The organism is Hahella sp. CCB-MM4 (assembly GCF_002260525.1).
Classification (GTDB): Bacteria; Pseudomonadota; Gammaproteobacteria; order Pseudomonadales; family Oleiphilaceae; genus Hahella.
Genome location: NZ_MRYI01000001.1, coordinates 721,368 through 736,142, shown reverse-complemented (window position 1 = coordinate 736,142; position 14,775 = coordinate 721,368). Strand labels below are relative to the sequence as shown.

Annotated in this window: 13 protein-coding genes; 4 read left to right on the top strand and 9 right to left on the bottom strand. The window is 50.0% G+C overall.

The window, feature by feature from the left end; all coding sequences use genetic code 11:
• Positions 1-124 precede the first annotated feature (124 nt).
• From BTA51_RS03255 to BTA51_RS03235, 5 genes are all read right to left on the bottom strand, one after another.
• On the bottom strand, positions 125-1,150 hold the full coding sequence (locus BTA51_RS03255; protein ID WP_094705946.1) for an ABC transporter ATP-binding protein: 1,026 nt from the start codon (positions 1,148-1,150) through the stop codon (positions 125-127).
• Entirely contained in the window at positions 1,147-2,157 is a 1,011-nt protein-coding gene (locus tag BTA51_RS03250; RefSeq protein ID WP_094705945.1) for an ABC transporter ATP-binding protein, read from the bottom strand. Before BTA51_RS03250 ends, BTA51_RS03255 begins: the two co-directional genes overlap by 4 nt.
• A 10-nt stretch (positions 2,158-2,167) precedes the next feature.
• Positions 2,168-3,085: an oligopeptide ABC transporter permease OppC gene (oppC, locus tag BTA51_RS03245; protein ID WP_094705944.1), complete on the bottom strand. Its 918-nt coding sequence runs from the start codon at positions 3,083-3,085 to the stop codon at positions 2,168-2,170.
• A gap of 19 nt (positions 3,086-3,104) precedes the next feature.
• Entirely contained in the window at positions 3,105-4,031 is a 927-nt protein-coding gene (gene oppB, locus BTA51_RS03240; RefSeq protein ID WP_094705943.1) for an oligopeptide ABC transporter permease OppB, read from the bottom strand.
• A gap of 116 nt (positions 4,032-4,147) precedes the next feature.
• Complete coding sequence (locus BTA51_RS03235) at positions 4,148-5,737, bottom strand: peptide ABC transporter substrate-binding protein (protein WP_094705942.1); 1,590 nt, start codon at positions 5,735-5,737, stop codon at positions 4,148-4,150.
• 432 nt (positions 5,738-6,169) lie between these two features.
• On the opposite strand from BTA51_RS03235, the gene BTA51_RS03225 reads away from it, so the two are divergent.
• A complete protein-coding gene (locus BTA51_RS03225) occupies positions 6,170-7,105 on the top strand; it encodes a substrate-binding domain-containing protein (protein WP_168188031.1) in 936 nt (311 codons plus the stop codon).
• A 36-nt stretch (positions 7,106-7,141) separates the two neighbouring features.
• Here the strand turns inward: BTA51_RS03225 and pepQ are convergent, their stop codons facing one another.
• Positions 7,142-8,452, bottom strand: a complete 1,311-nt coding sequence (gene pepQ, locus BTA51_RS03220) for a Xaa-Pro dipeptidase (RefSeq protein ID WP_094705939.1) — start codon at positions 8,450-8,452, stop codon at positions 7,142-7,144.
• A gap of 499 nt (positions 8,453-8,951) precedes the next feature.
• Here pepQ and BTA51_RS03215 point away from each other — a divergent pair, with 499 nt between their 5' ends.
• On the top strand, positions 8,952-10,289 hold the full coding sequence (locus tag BTA51_RS03215) for a magnesium transporter (protein ID WP_094705938.1): 1,338 nt from the start codon (positions 8,952-8,954) through the stop codon (positions 10,287-10,289).
• Positions 10,290-10,360: 71 nt separating this feature from the next.
• Complete coding sequence (locus BTA51_RS03210; protein WP_094705937.1) at positions 10,361-10,870, top strand: DUF1439 domain-containing protein; 510 nt, start codon at positions 10,361-10,363, stop codon at positions 10,868-10,870.
• 73 nt (positions 10,871-10,943) lie between these two features.
• On the opposite strand, the gene BTA51_RS03205 is transcribed toward BTA51_RS03210, so the two are convergent.
• From BTA51_RS03205 to BTA51_RS03195, 3 genes are all read right to left on the bottom strand, one after another.
• Positions 10,944-11,768 carry an FTR1 family protein gene (locus BTA51_RS03205; protein ID WP_094705936.1) on the bottom strand — a complete coding sequence of 275 codons (825 nt, stop codon included), beginning with the start codon at positions 11,766-11,768 and terminating at the stop codon, positions 10,944-10,946.
• A 16-nt stretch (positions 11,769-11,784) separates the two neighbouring features.
• Positions 11,785-12,105, bottom strand: a complete 321-nt coding sequence (locus tag BTA51_RS03200; RefSeq protein ID WP_094705935.1) for a cupredoxin domain-containing protein — start codon at positions 12,103-12,105, stop codon at positions 11,785-11,787.
• Between the two features lie 288 nt (positions 12,106-12,393).
• Positions 12,394-13,431: a Gfo/Idh/MocA family protein gene (locus BTA51_RS03195; RefSeq protein WP_094705934.1), complete on the bottom strand. Its 1,038-nt coding sequence runs from the start codon at positions 13,429-13,431 to the stop codon at positions 12,394-12,396.
• A gap of 658 nt (positions 13,432-14,089) precedes the next feature.
• Between BTA51_RS03195 and BTA51_RS03190 the strand changes: the two genes are divergently transcribed.
• Positions 14,090-14,395, top strand: coding sequence for a hypothetical protein (locus BTA51_RS03190; RefSeq protein ID WP_094705933.1), 306 nt, complete (start codon positions 14,090-14,092; stop codon positions 14,393-14,395).
• The last annotated feature ends 380 nt before the right edge of the window (positions 14,396-14,775 follow it).

Sequence of the window (14,775 nt, the reverse complement as noted above, 5' to 3'; positions counted from 1 at the left end):
CACCATAATGGTAAGACGATACCCGGGAAGAGAGGAATTGCCACAGAATGATTTGTCACGAAAAGCTTGTCACGAAAAAGTATAGGGGCGCACCTAAGTGCGCCCTCAGGGTGTCTACCCGGATCTACGAGCCTCTACCCAATTCCGTCCATTTAACACAAGCCACCTGATGGCTGGCGGTAACCCCTTCCAGAACCGGCACCGTTTCCCGGCATTGTTCTTCGGCATAGGGACAGCGGGTCCGGAATACACAGCCGGACGGCGGGTTGATCGGTGACGGCAAATCTCCTTTCAGAACAATGCTGTTCTTGTGCTTTTCCAGATCTGGATCAGGAATTGGTACTGCGGAAATGAGCGCCTGGGTATAAGGGTGTTTTGGAGAGCGATAAATCTCTTCCTTATCTGCAAGCTCCATGATTTTCCCCAGGTACAGAACCATCACCCGATGACTGACATGGCGGACAACGGACAGGTCATGACTGATGAACAGCAATGACATACCGAATTCCTTCTGAAGCTCGGTCAGCAGATTGATGATCTGGGCCTGGATCGAGACATCCAGAGCGGATACGGGTTCGTCGCAAACGATCAGTTTCGGTTGCAGAATCATGGCCCGTGCGATACCGATACGCTGGCATTGACCGCCGGAAAATTCATGGGGGTAACGGTTGATCATCTGTGGCAGCAGGCCCACTTTCTCCATCATCTGCTGGACCTTCTTCTTCCGTTGCGCTTTGTTCAACTCCGGATGGAAGGTAAGCAAAGGCTCCGCGATGATATCGCCGATAGTACGCCTGGGATTCAGGCTGGCGAGCGGATCCTGGAAAATGATCTGCATGTTCTGACGATGGGCGCGCATGTCCTTTGACGGAAGTCCGGTAATGTCATTCCCCAGCCAGACAACTTGCCCATCAGAAGGGGAAATCAACTGTAGTACGGCCCGCCCCAGAGTGGATTTACCACAACCGGACTCCCCGACGATGCCGAGGGTTTCGCCAGGCTTCAGATCGAATGAGACGCCGTCAACCGCTTTGACGTGGCGGACTGTGCGATTGAAAAAGCCGCCACCCAGAGCAAAATGGACTTTGAGATCCTTGACGGAAAGAATCGGTTGTTCGGGCTGTGCCGCATTGGATTGCATCATGCTCATATCATCGTCTCCGTCATACCGGTACCAGCGCCTTCAGCATAAGGAGTCTCCAGAATGCAGGCGCTAAGCTGTTCATTGGCTACCCGGCGTAGCGGAGGGGCCGCAGTCCGGCAACGTTCTTCTGCCTTTGGACAACGCGGATGGAATGCACATCCCTTAGGCAGGTGTTGCAGGTTGGGTGGTTGTCCCGGTATGGAGTTGAGATGAGATTCACCCTGCTCGTCGAGGCGGGGCATGGATGCCAGCAGTCCTCTGGTATAAGGATGTTTGGGCGCGTAAAAAATCTCCCTGACCGGACCGGCCTCCACGATTCGTCCGCCGTACATTACCAGCACCCGGTCGCAAAGACCCGCCACGACGCCGAGGTCGTGAGTGATCATGACAATGGAGGTGTTCATCTCCTGCTTCAGATCAGCCATGAGCCGCAGGATCTGAGCCTGTATCGTCACATCCAATGCTGTTGTGGGTTCATCGGCAATCAGCAGTTGGGGCTGACAAAGCAGCGCCATGGCGATCATGACCCTTTGCCGCATACCACCGGAAAATTCATGTGGATACATATCAAAGCGCTTTTCCGGCTCAGGGATACCGACCTTGGCCAGCATATCCAGGCTCCGCTTGCGGGCTTCGTTTTTTGAGAGTCCTTTATGCTCCATCAGCACTTCCGTCAACTGACGTGAGACTTTCAGATAAGGATTCAGTGAGGTCATCGGATCCTGGAAAATCAGTGAAATCTGATTCCCACGCAGGCTGTTCAGTTTCTGGATTGGCTGTCCCAGTAGTTCTTGTTCCTGGAAACGGGCACTACCTTCGGTTTTGCCGTTGTCTGCCAGAAGCCCCATCAGGGACATGAAAACCTGGGTTTTGCCTGAACCGGATTCCCCCACGATACCGAGGCTCTCACCCGGATAAAGCTGAAAACTCACATCGTTGACAGCATTCACCAGACCGTCAGGTGTTTTAAAGGTTGTCGTCAGATGACTGACATCAAGTAATGGTTTGGTCATACGGCGCTCCTTATCGATCCTTGGGGTCGAGGGCATCGCGCAGCCCATCGCCGATAAAGTTGAAACAGAACAGGGTTACCGCCAGGAAGATGGCCGGATAAACCAGCAGCCAGGGGGCAACCTCCATCAATTTAGCGCCTTCTGAAATCAATACGCCCCAACTGGTCAGGGGCTCCTGTACACCAAGGCCAAGGAACGACAGGAAGCTCTCGGTCAGAATGACCTGGGGAACTGTCAACGTGACATAGACAATTACCGGTCCCAGTACATTGGGAATAATGTGACGCATAATGATTTTGAAATTGCTGACGCCTCCGGCATGAGCGGCCTCCACATATTCCTTACGCTTTACCGACAGGGTCTGGCCACGTACGATTCGCGCCATGGTCAGCCACTCCACTGCGCCCAGGGCAATGAAAATGAGGAAAATATTCCGTCCGAATACCACCATCAGCAGGATGACGAAGAACATGAACGGCAGGGAATACATGATGTCGACAAAACGCATCATCAGGTTATCTATCCGGCCACCAAAGTAACCCGCAATCGCGCCGTAAGTCACACCAATGATCAGGCTGACGCCGGTCGCCAGAAAGCCGACCATAAGAGAGACCCGTGCACCGTAAAGTACGCGGATAAATAGGTCACGACCGTTGCTGTCTGTGCCGAACCAATGGGCAGTGTCCCAGTTGGGAGGTGATTGAATGTAGTCCCAATAGATCTCGTCATAGGGATAGGGGCTCAGCCAGGGAGCAAAGATAGCCATCAGGGCAATGATTCCCAGTAGAACCATCGAAACCACGGCGGCTTTGTTTTGCAGGAGGCGTCTCCAGGCATCCTGCCACAGGCTGCGTCCCTTGATTTCCCTCTCAGGTTCTGACGTGTCGAGTACGGGTATCACAGCTTTAAGTCTGTCTGTTTTTATCATAGGTTGATCCTTTTCCCGGTTAGTCCTGCAGTCTGACTTTGGGGTCCAGCAGTCCGTAAATCACGTCCACCAGCAGGTTGAGCATAATGATCAACATGCCGTAGAAAATGACGGTCCCCATCACCAGCGGGTAATCCCTGTTGAGGGCACCCTGGACGAAGTAACGACCAACGCCGGGAATATCAAAAATGGTTTCAATCACTACTGAACCGGTGATCACCGCTGCCGTAGCGGGACCAAGGTAAGATACGACCGGCAGCATTGCCCCTTTCAGAGCATGGCGCAGCAGTACCAAGTGCTCGCGCAGACCTTTGGCGCGGGCGGTTCGAATGTAGTTGGAGTGAAGAACTTCAATCATGCTGCCTCGCGTTAATCTTGCGATATAAGCGACTTGAGGCAGGGCCAGGGAAAGTATCGGCAGAATCTTGTATTTAAATTCTCCGTCCCCCCAACCTGCCACGGGCAACCAGGACAGATATACGCCCAGAATGAGTGTCAGAATTGGTGCCATGACGAAGTTGGGAATAGCAATGCCGGTCATCGCTACCGTCATTACCGAATAGTCTGTCGCACTGTTTTTTCGCAGTGCAGCCATTGAGCCCAATAATGTCCCGACGACTAATGCCAGTAAAATGGCAATCCCGCCAATTTGCAGACTGGCTGGAAAGCCGTTCAGCAGAAGGTCGTTGACACTGAAATCCTTGAATTTGAATGAAGGGCCAAAATCCCCGGTCAATACCTTGCCGAGGTAAAGAAAGTATTGCTGCACCAAAGGTTTATCCATGTCGTAAGCCTTCAGAATATTGGCTTCGATCTCAGGCGGCAGCGCCCGTTCCTGGTCCCAGGGACCTCCCGGTGCTATACGCATCATGAAAAATGCAATGGTGATAACGATCAATAATGTCGGAATTGCGGTGAGCAACCGACGAAAAAAATAATGCCACATGGTCGCATCCGTCAGATTGGAAAACGGTGAATGTGAAAGTCTGTGCTGTTAGCAGCCATGGAAGAGCAAAACAGCCCCGTATCCTGTCGGATAACGGGGCCATTTCACTTAAGCAACTACTTGTTGAGGCTCAACCAACGGGTCCGATGCTTGTCGTTGACGGCATCCTGCCAACCATCAACGTAGTTGGCGACCAGGTTTTTGGAAACATAGTAGTAGATAGGAATGATTGGCAGATCTTCCATGGCAATTGCCTCTGCTTGTTTCATGGTCTGAGCCCGTTTTTTCAGGTCGGACTCGATATAAGCTTCTTCCATCAGCTTGTCATACTGGGGATTTTCGTAGTTACCGTAGTTAAGGGATTTGGAACGGCTTTCCAGCAGGAACAGGAAGTTCTGCGGGTCGTTATAGTCAGCTACCCATCCTGCACGGGCAACTTCGAAGTTCCCCTGTTTCAAATCTGCGTAGTGGACTTTGACTTCTGAATTGAACAGTTCTGCCTGTACGCCGATTTTTTTCCACATTTGGGCGACGGCAATAGCAATACGCTTGTGGTTGTCGTCAGTGTTGTACTTCAGCTGGAATTTCAACGGATGTGATTCGTCATAACCCGCTTCTTTCAACAGACGCTTGGCTTCAGCAATCCGCTCATCCATCGGCTTCTCTTTCCAGCTGGTATAGGAAGGCGTGCCATAGTTGCTGGTGCCGGGAGGAACCATACTGTAAGCCGCAATCTCACCGGTTTTCAGAACTTTGTCCATGATCAGGTGGCGATCAATGGCCATGGAAAGGGCTTCGCGGACACGCTTGTCCTGGAATTGGGGCTTCTGGGTATTGATCGGGTAGTAGTAAACACCCTGGTAAGGAGCTACACGGGTCTCCTTGGGCATGTTGGTTTTCAGCCAGTCAATCTGACCGGATGGAAACTTGTACAGGACATCGATTTCTCCGGCGCGCATCCGTTTGATAAGGGCTGGGCCGTCTTCCTGGGGATAATAAACCACGTTGTCGATTTTGAGCTTCTTCACATCCCAGAAATCTTCGTTTTTGGTCAGTTTGACGTGGGTGTTGGGAAGCCACTCAACCAGCTCATAGGGACCATTGGAAACAATATGTTCTTTTTTGATCCAGTCTTTGCCGTATTTTTCCACAACGTGCTTGGGAATCGGGAAAGTGGTGTAGTGAGTCAGCAGGCTTAACAGGTAAGGTGCAGGGCCTGTCAGCGTGATTTGCAGAGTTTTGTCATCCAGAGCTTTAACTCCGAGACTCTCCAATGGCGCTTTGCCGGTGTTGACCTCTTCGCCGTTTTTAATCACGTAAAGCAACGACGCATATTCCGCCGCAGTTTCAGGATTCATGATGCGGCGCATGGCATATTCAAAGTCATAAGCCGTGACTGGTTGTCCGTCTGACCATTTGCTGTCACGCAGGTGGAATGTATACACGGTGCCGTCTGGACTGATGTCCCAGCTATCCGCAACGCCGGGAATGGCATCTCCCTTGGCATCTTCGGTCGTCAGGCCCATGAACATGTCGCTGATAATCCGGTCTTCCCAGTCACCACTGAGATAGTGAGGATCAAGGGAGGAGGGTTCACCCTGGTTGCCTATACGGATAGTGGTGTCGGCGAGCACCGCAGTGGATGTGAGGAGGGAAAAACTGAGTGTCGTGGCGGTTAAAAATCTACCTAGTCGGTTCAAAATCATAGGAAATCCCCTTTATAGGTTAATGTCCTTCGCAGCGGTATTGTTATTTTCGCTAACGTTTTTGCTTTTATTGGAAGTGGCGGCTGTGCCTGAAATTTCAGGTGTCACCCTCACTGATATTGTCATCCGGTGGCCACGCTCATCCACCGATGAATGGCGATTGAGTTTGGAGAGTGGTGTAAATTTGGTCAATCGAAATGGTGAATAGAGGTATTGAGTTTTTGAATTGAGCCGTTTCTTTTTAGGGCAAACAGGAGTCAAATTGGGGCATGAAGGCGTAATAGGTTATAAGATAATCAGATGTGAATATCAGATGAAGCATCAACAAACCCCGGAAAATTCGGTTGGGTGAATACCATGAAAGGACTTAGGGTAACTTCCAGAGGTTTTAGCCATCTCACTTTTTTAATAGCGATAATGGGACTCATCAGCATGAGTTCAGAAGTGAGTGCGGAAGGTAAAGTGTTCGTCATCGCCGGGAAAAACATCAACGATATCAATTTTATCAATGCCTGGAACGGCTGCAGGGAAGAAGCTGAGAAGTATGGTGATACCTGTATGCATATCGGTGAACCTGATCATCCCCACTTCCGAATCCAGGATAGCGTGATCAGCCGGGTGCTGGAAAAGCCCATTCAGGGGATTGCCGTATCCGTAACCAATTCAGAGTATCTGGCGCAAAACTCCCTGCGTGAGGCATATGATAAAAATATTCCCGTGGTCACATTTGACTCTGATCTTGATCTGGAGCATCAGTACCTGCGCAAAGGCTATATAGGGCCTGATAATCTGGAGTTCGGACGTGCTCTGGCACGCGAGGCGCAGCGTTATCAACCTGAAGGTGGAAATATCTGCTTGATGAGCGGTGCTGTTTTTGATCCTAATCTGAATAAAAGAATTCTCGGCGTACGCAGGGAATTGAGTGGAAATGAGAATCTGGACCGGGACCAGAAGCTGGATGGCCAGAATGGCTGGAAGGAACCCGTTCGATGTCCCTGGTATAACTGGGATAACTACGAAACATCACTGCAACAGATGTGGGAAGCCATCTACCGTGCCGAAATTGATGTGTTCGTCTCCGTCGGTGCCTGGCCGGTTACAAACCCTGAGCTTTATATGGATGTGATCAGTCCAGCCAGACAGCTGTTTCTTGAATCCAAGGAGAAAACGATTATTGTGGGTATCGGTACTCCGACTGAAGACCAGATGTCGCTGTTGCAGAAACAGTACCTGCACGCATACGTAATCATAGATTTCACGGAAATGGGACGTCTTGTCTACCACCGTCTGAAGTCCTTGTCAGAAGGTGGTGATATCCCAGAGTGGACCCGTACCAGCAATCGGGTGTTGCGGTGGGATGACTATTAGTCATCCCTTTAGTCATCCTAGTAGTTTGGACCGCTCCTAGTCGAAGCTGAATTCCCGGGTCAGATTGCGGCTACTGCCTTGTTGTACCACGACATTATCTTCTATCCGAATACCTCCATATGGCCGTAGTGTTTCGATCAATTCGAGATCACAGCCATGTTGGGGAGTATCCTGAACCATGTTTTCCAGCAGCATGGGAATGAAATAAAGCCCTGGTTCAATGGTGACCACCATGTTTTCCTCCAGCTTGCGGGTCAGTCGCAAGAATGGAGCATCCGTGCCAGGCTTGCGCAATGTGCCCTGGCTGTCCTGCTGGTGCCCGCCGACGTCATGAACCTGAAGGCCGAGAAAATGGCCGAGTCCGTGAGGGAAAAATACCTGGGGAATACGCTTTTCCAACTGGATTTCCACAGCATGGGAACAGATACCGGTTTCCTGCAAAATGATCGCGATGCCGGTCAGGGCCTGATGGTGGAGTTCACTGAAATGGACGCCCGCCGATGCGCCTTCTACCAGTGTTTTCTGCAGCTGATTCATTGCGGTAATCAAACTGCCGAACAATCCATTATGGCGAGTGTAGGTGCGGGTGATATCGCTGGCATATCCAAGATAATCCGCTCCGGCATCGATCAGTAGTGTGCGCGAGTCCGCCAAGTTCTCACGACCCTTATTCTCGTAGTGAAGGACCGCCGCGTTTTCATTCAGCGCGACGATACCCGGATAGGGCTCCTCAATGGAGAGTTGTCTGCTGCCCTGCAGGAAGGCGTGATAGATTTCGTACTCACTGGCACCTGCCATGAAAGCTTCTTTGGCTGCCAGATGTCCTTGCATGCCCGCTTTGTTGGCTTCGGAGAGGCAGTCGATTTCATAGTGGGTCTTGCAGGCCCGTTGAAAATTAAGGTGATGTACCAGCGAAGTCGGGTTGATATCGAGTTTATCTATCTGGGAGCTCACCTGAGATTCCGGGCCGATCCAGGCAGTCCGGCCGCCATTCAATAGGGCTGACAGGTGCTTACCGGCATCGGTGACCGTTTCTACATCCCACCCATTCTGCCATTCCCCTTCTGGAACTGAATGAACCACATGCCAGAAATCCCGCTGGCCTGGCCACAATAATACCGGCTTCTGCTGGGGACGGACTAAAATATGAAGATGGGGGATCAGTTTGAAGGGAACCCACTGTTGAGCCATTGCCGCGGCATGATAGGGATGGGCGTGGTCATCGGCGTAGTAGTAGGTTTGTCCTCCCGAGGGAATGATGACGGCGTCAAAACCCGTGGCCTCCAGCGCCTCTTCATATCGGGCCCTCAGAGTTGTCAGGTGAGCAGCGTAATATGAGTGGGGCATAGGTGAATCCTCAGATAGTGGTGTCAAAAGTCAGGTGTACCAGGGGAAAACTGGTCTTATGGTGACAGTAATCCCGTATGAATAAATCCGCGCTTACCCTGATAAACTGTGAATAAATTGTCATAGGGTCAGTTTGAAATACGTGACCCTGAATCTTAGTCGACGTTCCAGAGTCTGTTAACTGTTTAAGTCCGGGAGTTCAAATTTCAGCCACCGCTTAAATGCTTCATTATGAACTGCAAGCACTGAGTGTTATCGGAACTGAATGATACTGGAATTGAGTGTTATTGGTACTGAGTGCTATTTGTACCGGGAGCTATTGGTACCAAGATCAGTTGGTACCGAGAGCTATTGATACCAAGAACTATTGATACCAAGAACTATTGATACCAAGAACTATTGATACCAAGAACTATTGATACCGAGAACGACAGGAACTGAACAGTATTGGAACGGGATTTTATCCGCCGTGGAGACATGGCAGTAAAGTTGGTGATCTATGACTGATGAATTATCCACCCTGATTGAAGAAGTCGTTGACGCTGAAGCCGACGAACAAGGGCGTTTGGTCGACAAAATTATCGCAACCCGAGAACCGGAAGAGGTTGCACTGCTGCTTGAATCTCTGCCATTGGAACAGCGTTTGGAGGTATGGAGTGGCATTCCTCTTAACGAGCGGCTTCCCATATTGGTGGAAATGCGGAGTGATCCACGGGAAAGCCTGTTGGATGAGACCAAACCTGAGGAATGGGATGGTCTGTTTGCTGATATCAGCGCGGAAGACCTGGTTGAGTTGTCAGAGTCGCTGCCCAACCGACTGGTTGGACGAGCGCTGGCAGCCATGGACGAGCAGCAGCGGCGATACTATGAAGACGCCCAGCAGTACGATGAAGATGAAGCGGGGCACTGGGTTGACCATGATCCGCTGGTGCTACCCCAGAATGCGAAAGTGCGTGACGGCCTGCGAATGCTTCGGCGTGGAATCCCTCACTATGCGGATACCATCTTTCTGGTCAACCGGAATGGGCAGTTTGCTGAGGCGGTCAAGATCGACAAAATTATCGGATCGCCAGATCACCTCCCTCTGGTCGATCTTTCCCAGGAAGACTTTGCCAGCATTCACAGTAAAGAAGACTCGGTGGATGCTTCATTTAGGGTTCAAAAGTCGGGGTATAGCAGCCTTCCGGTGGTGGATGACAACGGCAAATTGCTTGGCCGTCTGGATATCGGTACGGCCGGCGAGTTGGTCAATGAATATTATGAAGGCCAGATGATGGCCAATGCGGGTATGGACGAGGACGAAGATTTGTTCTCCCCGGTCAAAAAGAGTGCCAAAGGACGGGCCGTATGGTTGGGGATAAACCTACTGACGGCGTTTTTGGCATCCTGGTTTATCGGCTTGTTCGAAGTGACCCTGCAACAGGTGGTTGCTCTGGCAGTCCTGATGCCGGTGGTGGCCAGTATGGGGGGGATTGCCGGAAGCCAGACGCTGACGCTGATGATTCGTGGGTTGGCGCTGGGTCAGGTCACTCGGGCCAACCTGGTAGCGCTTCTCAAAAAAGAGCTGAGTGTGGGAGCGTTAAACGGCGTCATCTGGGCTCTGGTGATCGGATTTGTGGCCGGCTATTGGTTCGAGCAGGTATTGTTAGGGTTTGTGATTGCCATTGCGATCCTGGTCAATATTCTGGCAGCAGCATTTTCCGGAGTGGGAATTCCTTTTATTCTGGATAAGTTGAAACTGGATCCAGCACTGTCAGGCTCGGTGATTCTGACGACAGTGACGGATGTGGTTGGATTTGTGGCTTTCCTTGGGCTGGGAACACTGTTTCTCATTTGAGAATGGCCGAAGTTAAGATACTTTATTCACACGATCAGTGTCTTAGATAACTCATTGGTATCGAGAAGTTTATGCGCAAATATGTCGCTTTTGTGATTTTGCTATTGATGGGCAGCTGGGCATCTTTTTCCCAGGCTTTTGGAATAGTGATTAACGACCAGCAGGTTACCGGGCTTATGTCGGCGGTCTTTCCTGTACGCCAAACCATGGGGACCTGGCAGGTGACCCTGTTAAATCCGGTGCCGGAGTTTCTGCCAGGCCAGCAACAGGTCGCCCTGGCGGTGGATATGCAGCTACAGGAAGGCGAGAGGCAGGCCAAAGCCTGGGGTAAAGTCAGTGGCCAACTGGCTTTCGATAAAAAGTTACAGCAGCTGCATCTGGTTCGTCCCAAACTGGTGGACTTTGAAGTTCGGGGTGGTGATATCGAAGACGCTCAGCCGGTGCTTGATGGCTTGAGGCAATATGTGGGACAGGATCTACCGGTCATCGTGTTGTTTGATGTCAAACAGATGAATCTCGGTCTTCCTCTGAACCCGACCGCTATTAACGTGGTGAATAAAGGGATCGCAATAGAGTTTTAGGCAGGCCAGTTACTCTATTGCGCTATGCACAGTGTAATGGGACAACTGTGTAAAGAGAGATTGAACAAAGCGACTAGCTTGTGGCTGCCTGTGACAGCCGATGGCTGCGGCCTACTTTGCTCATACCAATACTGATCAAAACCAGAGTGATCAGGTAAAACGCCAGTTGCATTGCCGTAGGACGGGCCTGATAGCCGACCAGAATGTGAAGCAGTTGGCCGAATACGGACCTTTCCGAAAGCAGGCTGCTGGTATCCCATAGTGGTGCCTGGCTTGGCAGTACTCCTGCCTGGCTGAGATACCCGGCAGCCGATGCGGCCAGCCCTGCAGCCAGTAATAATATCAACCAGCCGGTGACCCGGAATAACCATTGGGTGGGGATGCGCAGCAGCCCCAGGTACAGCAGGCCGCCGATGAGGATGCCGCTGACGACGCCTAGTATGCCGCCGGCCAGCATGCCCATGGCAGAGCTGCCACCCGCGGCTACGCCATACATGAACAGGACCACTTCGGACCCTTCTCTCAGCACTGCCATGCCCGAGGCGACTGCCAGAAAATACAACGGCAGGGTTCCATCGGTAATTTTGGCACTGACATTTTTCAGATGAGCCACCAGTTCTTTGGCGTGGCTCGACATCCAGATGTTGTGCCACGCCAGCATCACGACAGCAGTCAGCAGCACGCCGGCATTAAACAGTTCCTGTCCGGTGCCTGAAAAGGCGCCGGCGATTGCTCCGGCAAATACTGCAACAAGCACTGCGCCGGTCAATCCAGCTGCCAGCCCGCCACTAATCCATTTGCCTCGCCCAGGCAGGCCTTTCGTGGCCGCCAGTAGAATAGTGACGATCAGGGCGGCTTCAAGCACTTCCCTGAACACGATAACAGCGGTACTTAACATCAGCGCAGTCTCTTGATTATTTAGCGATCAGTTCACCTTTGGCGGTGTCTTCATGGAACTCACCCACGAATTCATATTCTCCGGGAGCGAAAGGTCCGACGAGGATGCTCGCCTGGGTATTGCCAGGGATGATTTTCTCGATATCGAAATTTTCCCCTTCAAACTCTTCTGGAGTTGCGTCCTGGTTATCGATAACCAGCTTCACCTGCTGATTGGCCGGAATTTCGGTCTGCGCCGGGCTGAATACGTGATCCTTGATGGTGATATTGAAAACCGGCACATCGGCAAATGCGGGTGCACTGGCGGTAACAACCAGAGCTAACAACAACTTCTTCATGGATAACTCCTGCGAATAAATAAGAATGATTATCGTAATCAGTTTTATTTTATTCAGCAAATGATTTGCGTCAACATTGCGACAAATTATCAAATTTATGCAATCGGGGTTTATCAAATAAGTAGAGCCGCGGCTTATCAAACTAATACAACCGCGGCGGGAGCCGGAGGGGATTGAAGTGCTTACTTATATTTTGGCGCGAGATCCTATTTATCTTTGCGCGCGAATCTACATCTCTAGGAAAGAACCTACATCTCTGCGCGAGAATCTATATCTCTGGGTGACAATCTAAGTCTCTGATTGACTGAAAATGTCATCCATTACCCGAAGGACGCCGATGACCTGATCTCTGAGTCTGGCTTCCATTTGTTTCGCTTCAGGATCGTTACGGTATAACTTGCTGAAAAAGTGCAGCATTTTATGGTGTGGTGGGTGAGACTGGCTGCATTCAACGGTGTTGATATCCGTTTCCGGATCCACTCCCTTGAACAATGTGTAAGCATGGGGAATGTGCGGTTTGTTGTACACGAAGGAGTTGTTGTGGGGGATAACGAAGTCGTCGATATACACCGATTCCCGGCCGCCGATAATTTCGATGTACTGTTTGACATATCCTATGTCGTACCCGACATCAAAATTTAAGATAACTCCATCTGAAAACTCCAGTGTGCAATTTATTCCGATCAACGCACCGGTATTGTTATTCCATCTTTTCGATATCAGTTTGGAACTCAGATCTGCTTCGCCGCTTTTTAAAAAGAAGCAGGCGCGCAGTGGATACCATCCCAGATCCGACAGGGCGCCTTTGGGTTCAAGAGTGGGATTGAACTGGATACTGCCCTCATTGTCATAAGGAAATGAGAACATAGACCTGAAGGACAATATTTTCCCGATGTCTCCGGAATCTACATATTGTTGGATCTCTTGCATCCGTGGGTCGTGCACGAAGTGTGTGGCATCCAGAAACGAAACCCCTTTTTTTTCCGCCAGGGATACCAGGCGCAAATAACTCTCAGCGGACCGAAACGGTTTTTCTGCCAGCACCGCTTTACCGCTTTCAATAGCCGCGGTACATATAGACTCCCTGGTGGTTGTCGGAGTGGCAACGTAAACCATGTCCAGGCCGTCCTGGGCGAGAAATGTGTCCAGATGATCGTAAATGGCGATATCGGTCAGATTGAGCGAACCCCGGAATGCTGCAGCCGTATCCAGATTACGGCTGCAAATACTGTGAAGTTCGTAATCCGGTTCTGTGAGAAATGCTTTTGCCATGGTCTGCGCAATGAAGCCTGTTCCCACAATCCCTACATGAATTTTCCTATTCATATCATTACCTATTCGGAAATCCTGCACATAATTTATTGATCGCCTGTTTTGAATTCGGTATCTCTGATGTCCGGAAACATGGCTAAGGACCGTGACTAATAGATAGAAATATCGTCGATTCTAAGAGGCAATAGGCTAAGAATTAGTTATCGGTTCGCAGTAACGGACGGATCTGTTAACGGAACAAACACCGGGCTCGTAGATATTGCTACTTTTAGAAGGGGCATAGTGCCCTGTCGTTGAAGAGTACCCATAAACATTCCTTATTCTGGGGGGAAGGAGCTGCCAAGAATACAGAGCTTTGACGGCTGTCCTTTCCGCTTTCTGATCGTTTGTATTAAAAAACATATCGATCGGATTTCTGTGAGTCAATGATATATAACGTTTTGATTTGGTGAGAAAAAGTTATATAAATTACATGTAAAAATCAGCGTTTCTTACCGATATGGCGTAGCGTCGTTACAGCTTAGTCACGAGAAATTGGCCTTGCTGTGGTTGCGAATAGAGAGCGGACTAGGCCGTATGACAGTCGTATATCAAGACGGTTGAATACAGAATGGCAGGGCACACCGTAAAAATATTAAGGACCTGTCCTGCATTCAGTTACAGAATCATGGAGGACACTGCAGACCTGCTGTTGGGAAGGAGAGGTTGCTTCATGATCAACTATCGATTTGAAGAGGAAAAGCGGATAGTTCTCCACTATGCCGGTGTTCTGGATGATCAGCGAACTCTTGGAATTATCGAAACGGGGTCTGTGAATGGACCGGATGAGGCTGAACACCTTTCACGATTTTTCTGGGAGATGGTGGGGCTGTCAATTAATGATTCCGCTCTGGAGGTGCCGGTTTGTGGCCTCAATGAGGTCGACACCTGGATCGAATATATCATGGATACATTTCGCTCTTACCTCTATATCAAAGGCTATGGAAGAGAATGGAACAGGCAAACAGAGTTAGCTTAATCCGCACCCTGCATCTTTGAGTTTCCACCTACCTTCAGGTTGCCCGTTGTCGGCTAACGGATTTTCGCACCGGAATGTACCGGATAAAACTCCCCATTCATCAAGCATAATCTGTGTTGGATTTATGCAATCCTCTGGCATTTGATGAGTTTGCCCAGGGGGATATTCCTTCAACTCTGGAGAGTACTCTGATTGCTATTATGGATAGCCGGAATGTTCATGATTTTATAAATGAATATATAAGTAATATGTATATTTAACATATTACTAATGTCAAAATATAAAACTATTCATCATCTTTATCTCTCTTTTACTGATGGTGTCTATATAATAATCTGATTGCAAAATGACTTGTTGTTTCTTTCGGAAAAAAATAGCTG

Bases quoted from the DNA above. Each gene is read 5' to 3' on its own strand.
- BTA51_RS03255 (WP_094705946.1), bottom strand. From the start codon at position 1,150: ATGAGCATGATGCAATCCAATGCGGCACAGCCCGAACAACCGATTCTT.
- BTA51_RS03250 (WP_094705945.1), bottom strand. From the start codon at position 2,157: ATGACCAAACCATTACTTGATGTCAGTCATCTGACGACAACCTTTAAA.
- oppC (WP_094705944.1), bottom strand. From the start codon at position 3,085: ATGATAAAAACAGACAGACTTAAAGCTGTGATACCCGTACTCGACACG.
- oppB (WP_094705943.1), bottom strand. From the start codon at position 4,031: ATGTGGCATTATTTTTTTCGTCGGTTGCTCACCGCAATTCCGACATTA.
- BTA51_RS03235 (WP_094705942.1), bottom strand. From the start codon at position 5,737: ATGATTTTGAACCGACTAGGTAGATTTTTAACCGCCACGACACTCAGT.
- BTA51_RS03225 (WP_168188031.1), top strand. From the start codon at position 6,170: ATGAGTTCAGAAGTGAGTGCGGAAGGTAAAGTGTTCGTCATCGCCGGG.
- pepQ (WP_094705939.1), bottom strand. From the start codon at position 8,452: ATGCCCCACTCATATTACGCTGCTCACCTGACAACTCTGAGGGCCCGA.
- BTA51_RS03215 (WP_094705938.1), top strand. From the start codon at position 8,952: ATGACTGATGAATTATCCACCCTGATTGAAGAAGTCGTTGACGCTGAA.
- BTA51_RS03210 (WP_094705937.1), top strand. From the start codon at position 10,361: ATGCGCAAATATGTCGCTTTTGTGATTTTGCTATTGATGGGCAGCTGG.
- BTA51_RS03205 (WP_094705936.1), bottom strand. From the start codon at position 11,768: ATGTTAAGTACCGCTGTTATCGTGTTCAGGGAAGTGCTTGAAGCCGCC.
- BTA51_RS03200 (WP_094705935.1), bottom strand. From the start codon at position 12,105: ATGAAGAAGTTGTTGTTAGCTCTGGTTGTTACCGCCAGTGCACCCGCA.
- BTA51_RS03195 (WP_094705934.1), bottom strand. From the start codon at position 13,431: ATGAATAGGAAAATTCATGTAGGGATTGTGGGAACAGGCTTCATTGCG.
- BTA51_RS03190 (WP_094705933.1), top strand. From the start codon at position 14,090: ATGATCAACTATCGATTTGAAGAGGAAAAGCGGATAGTTCTCCACTAT.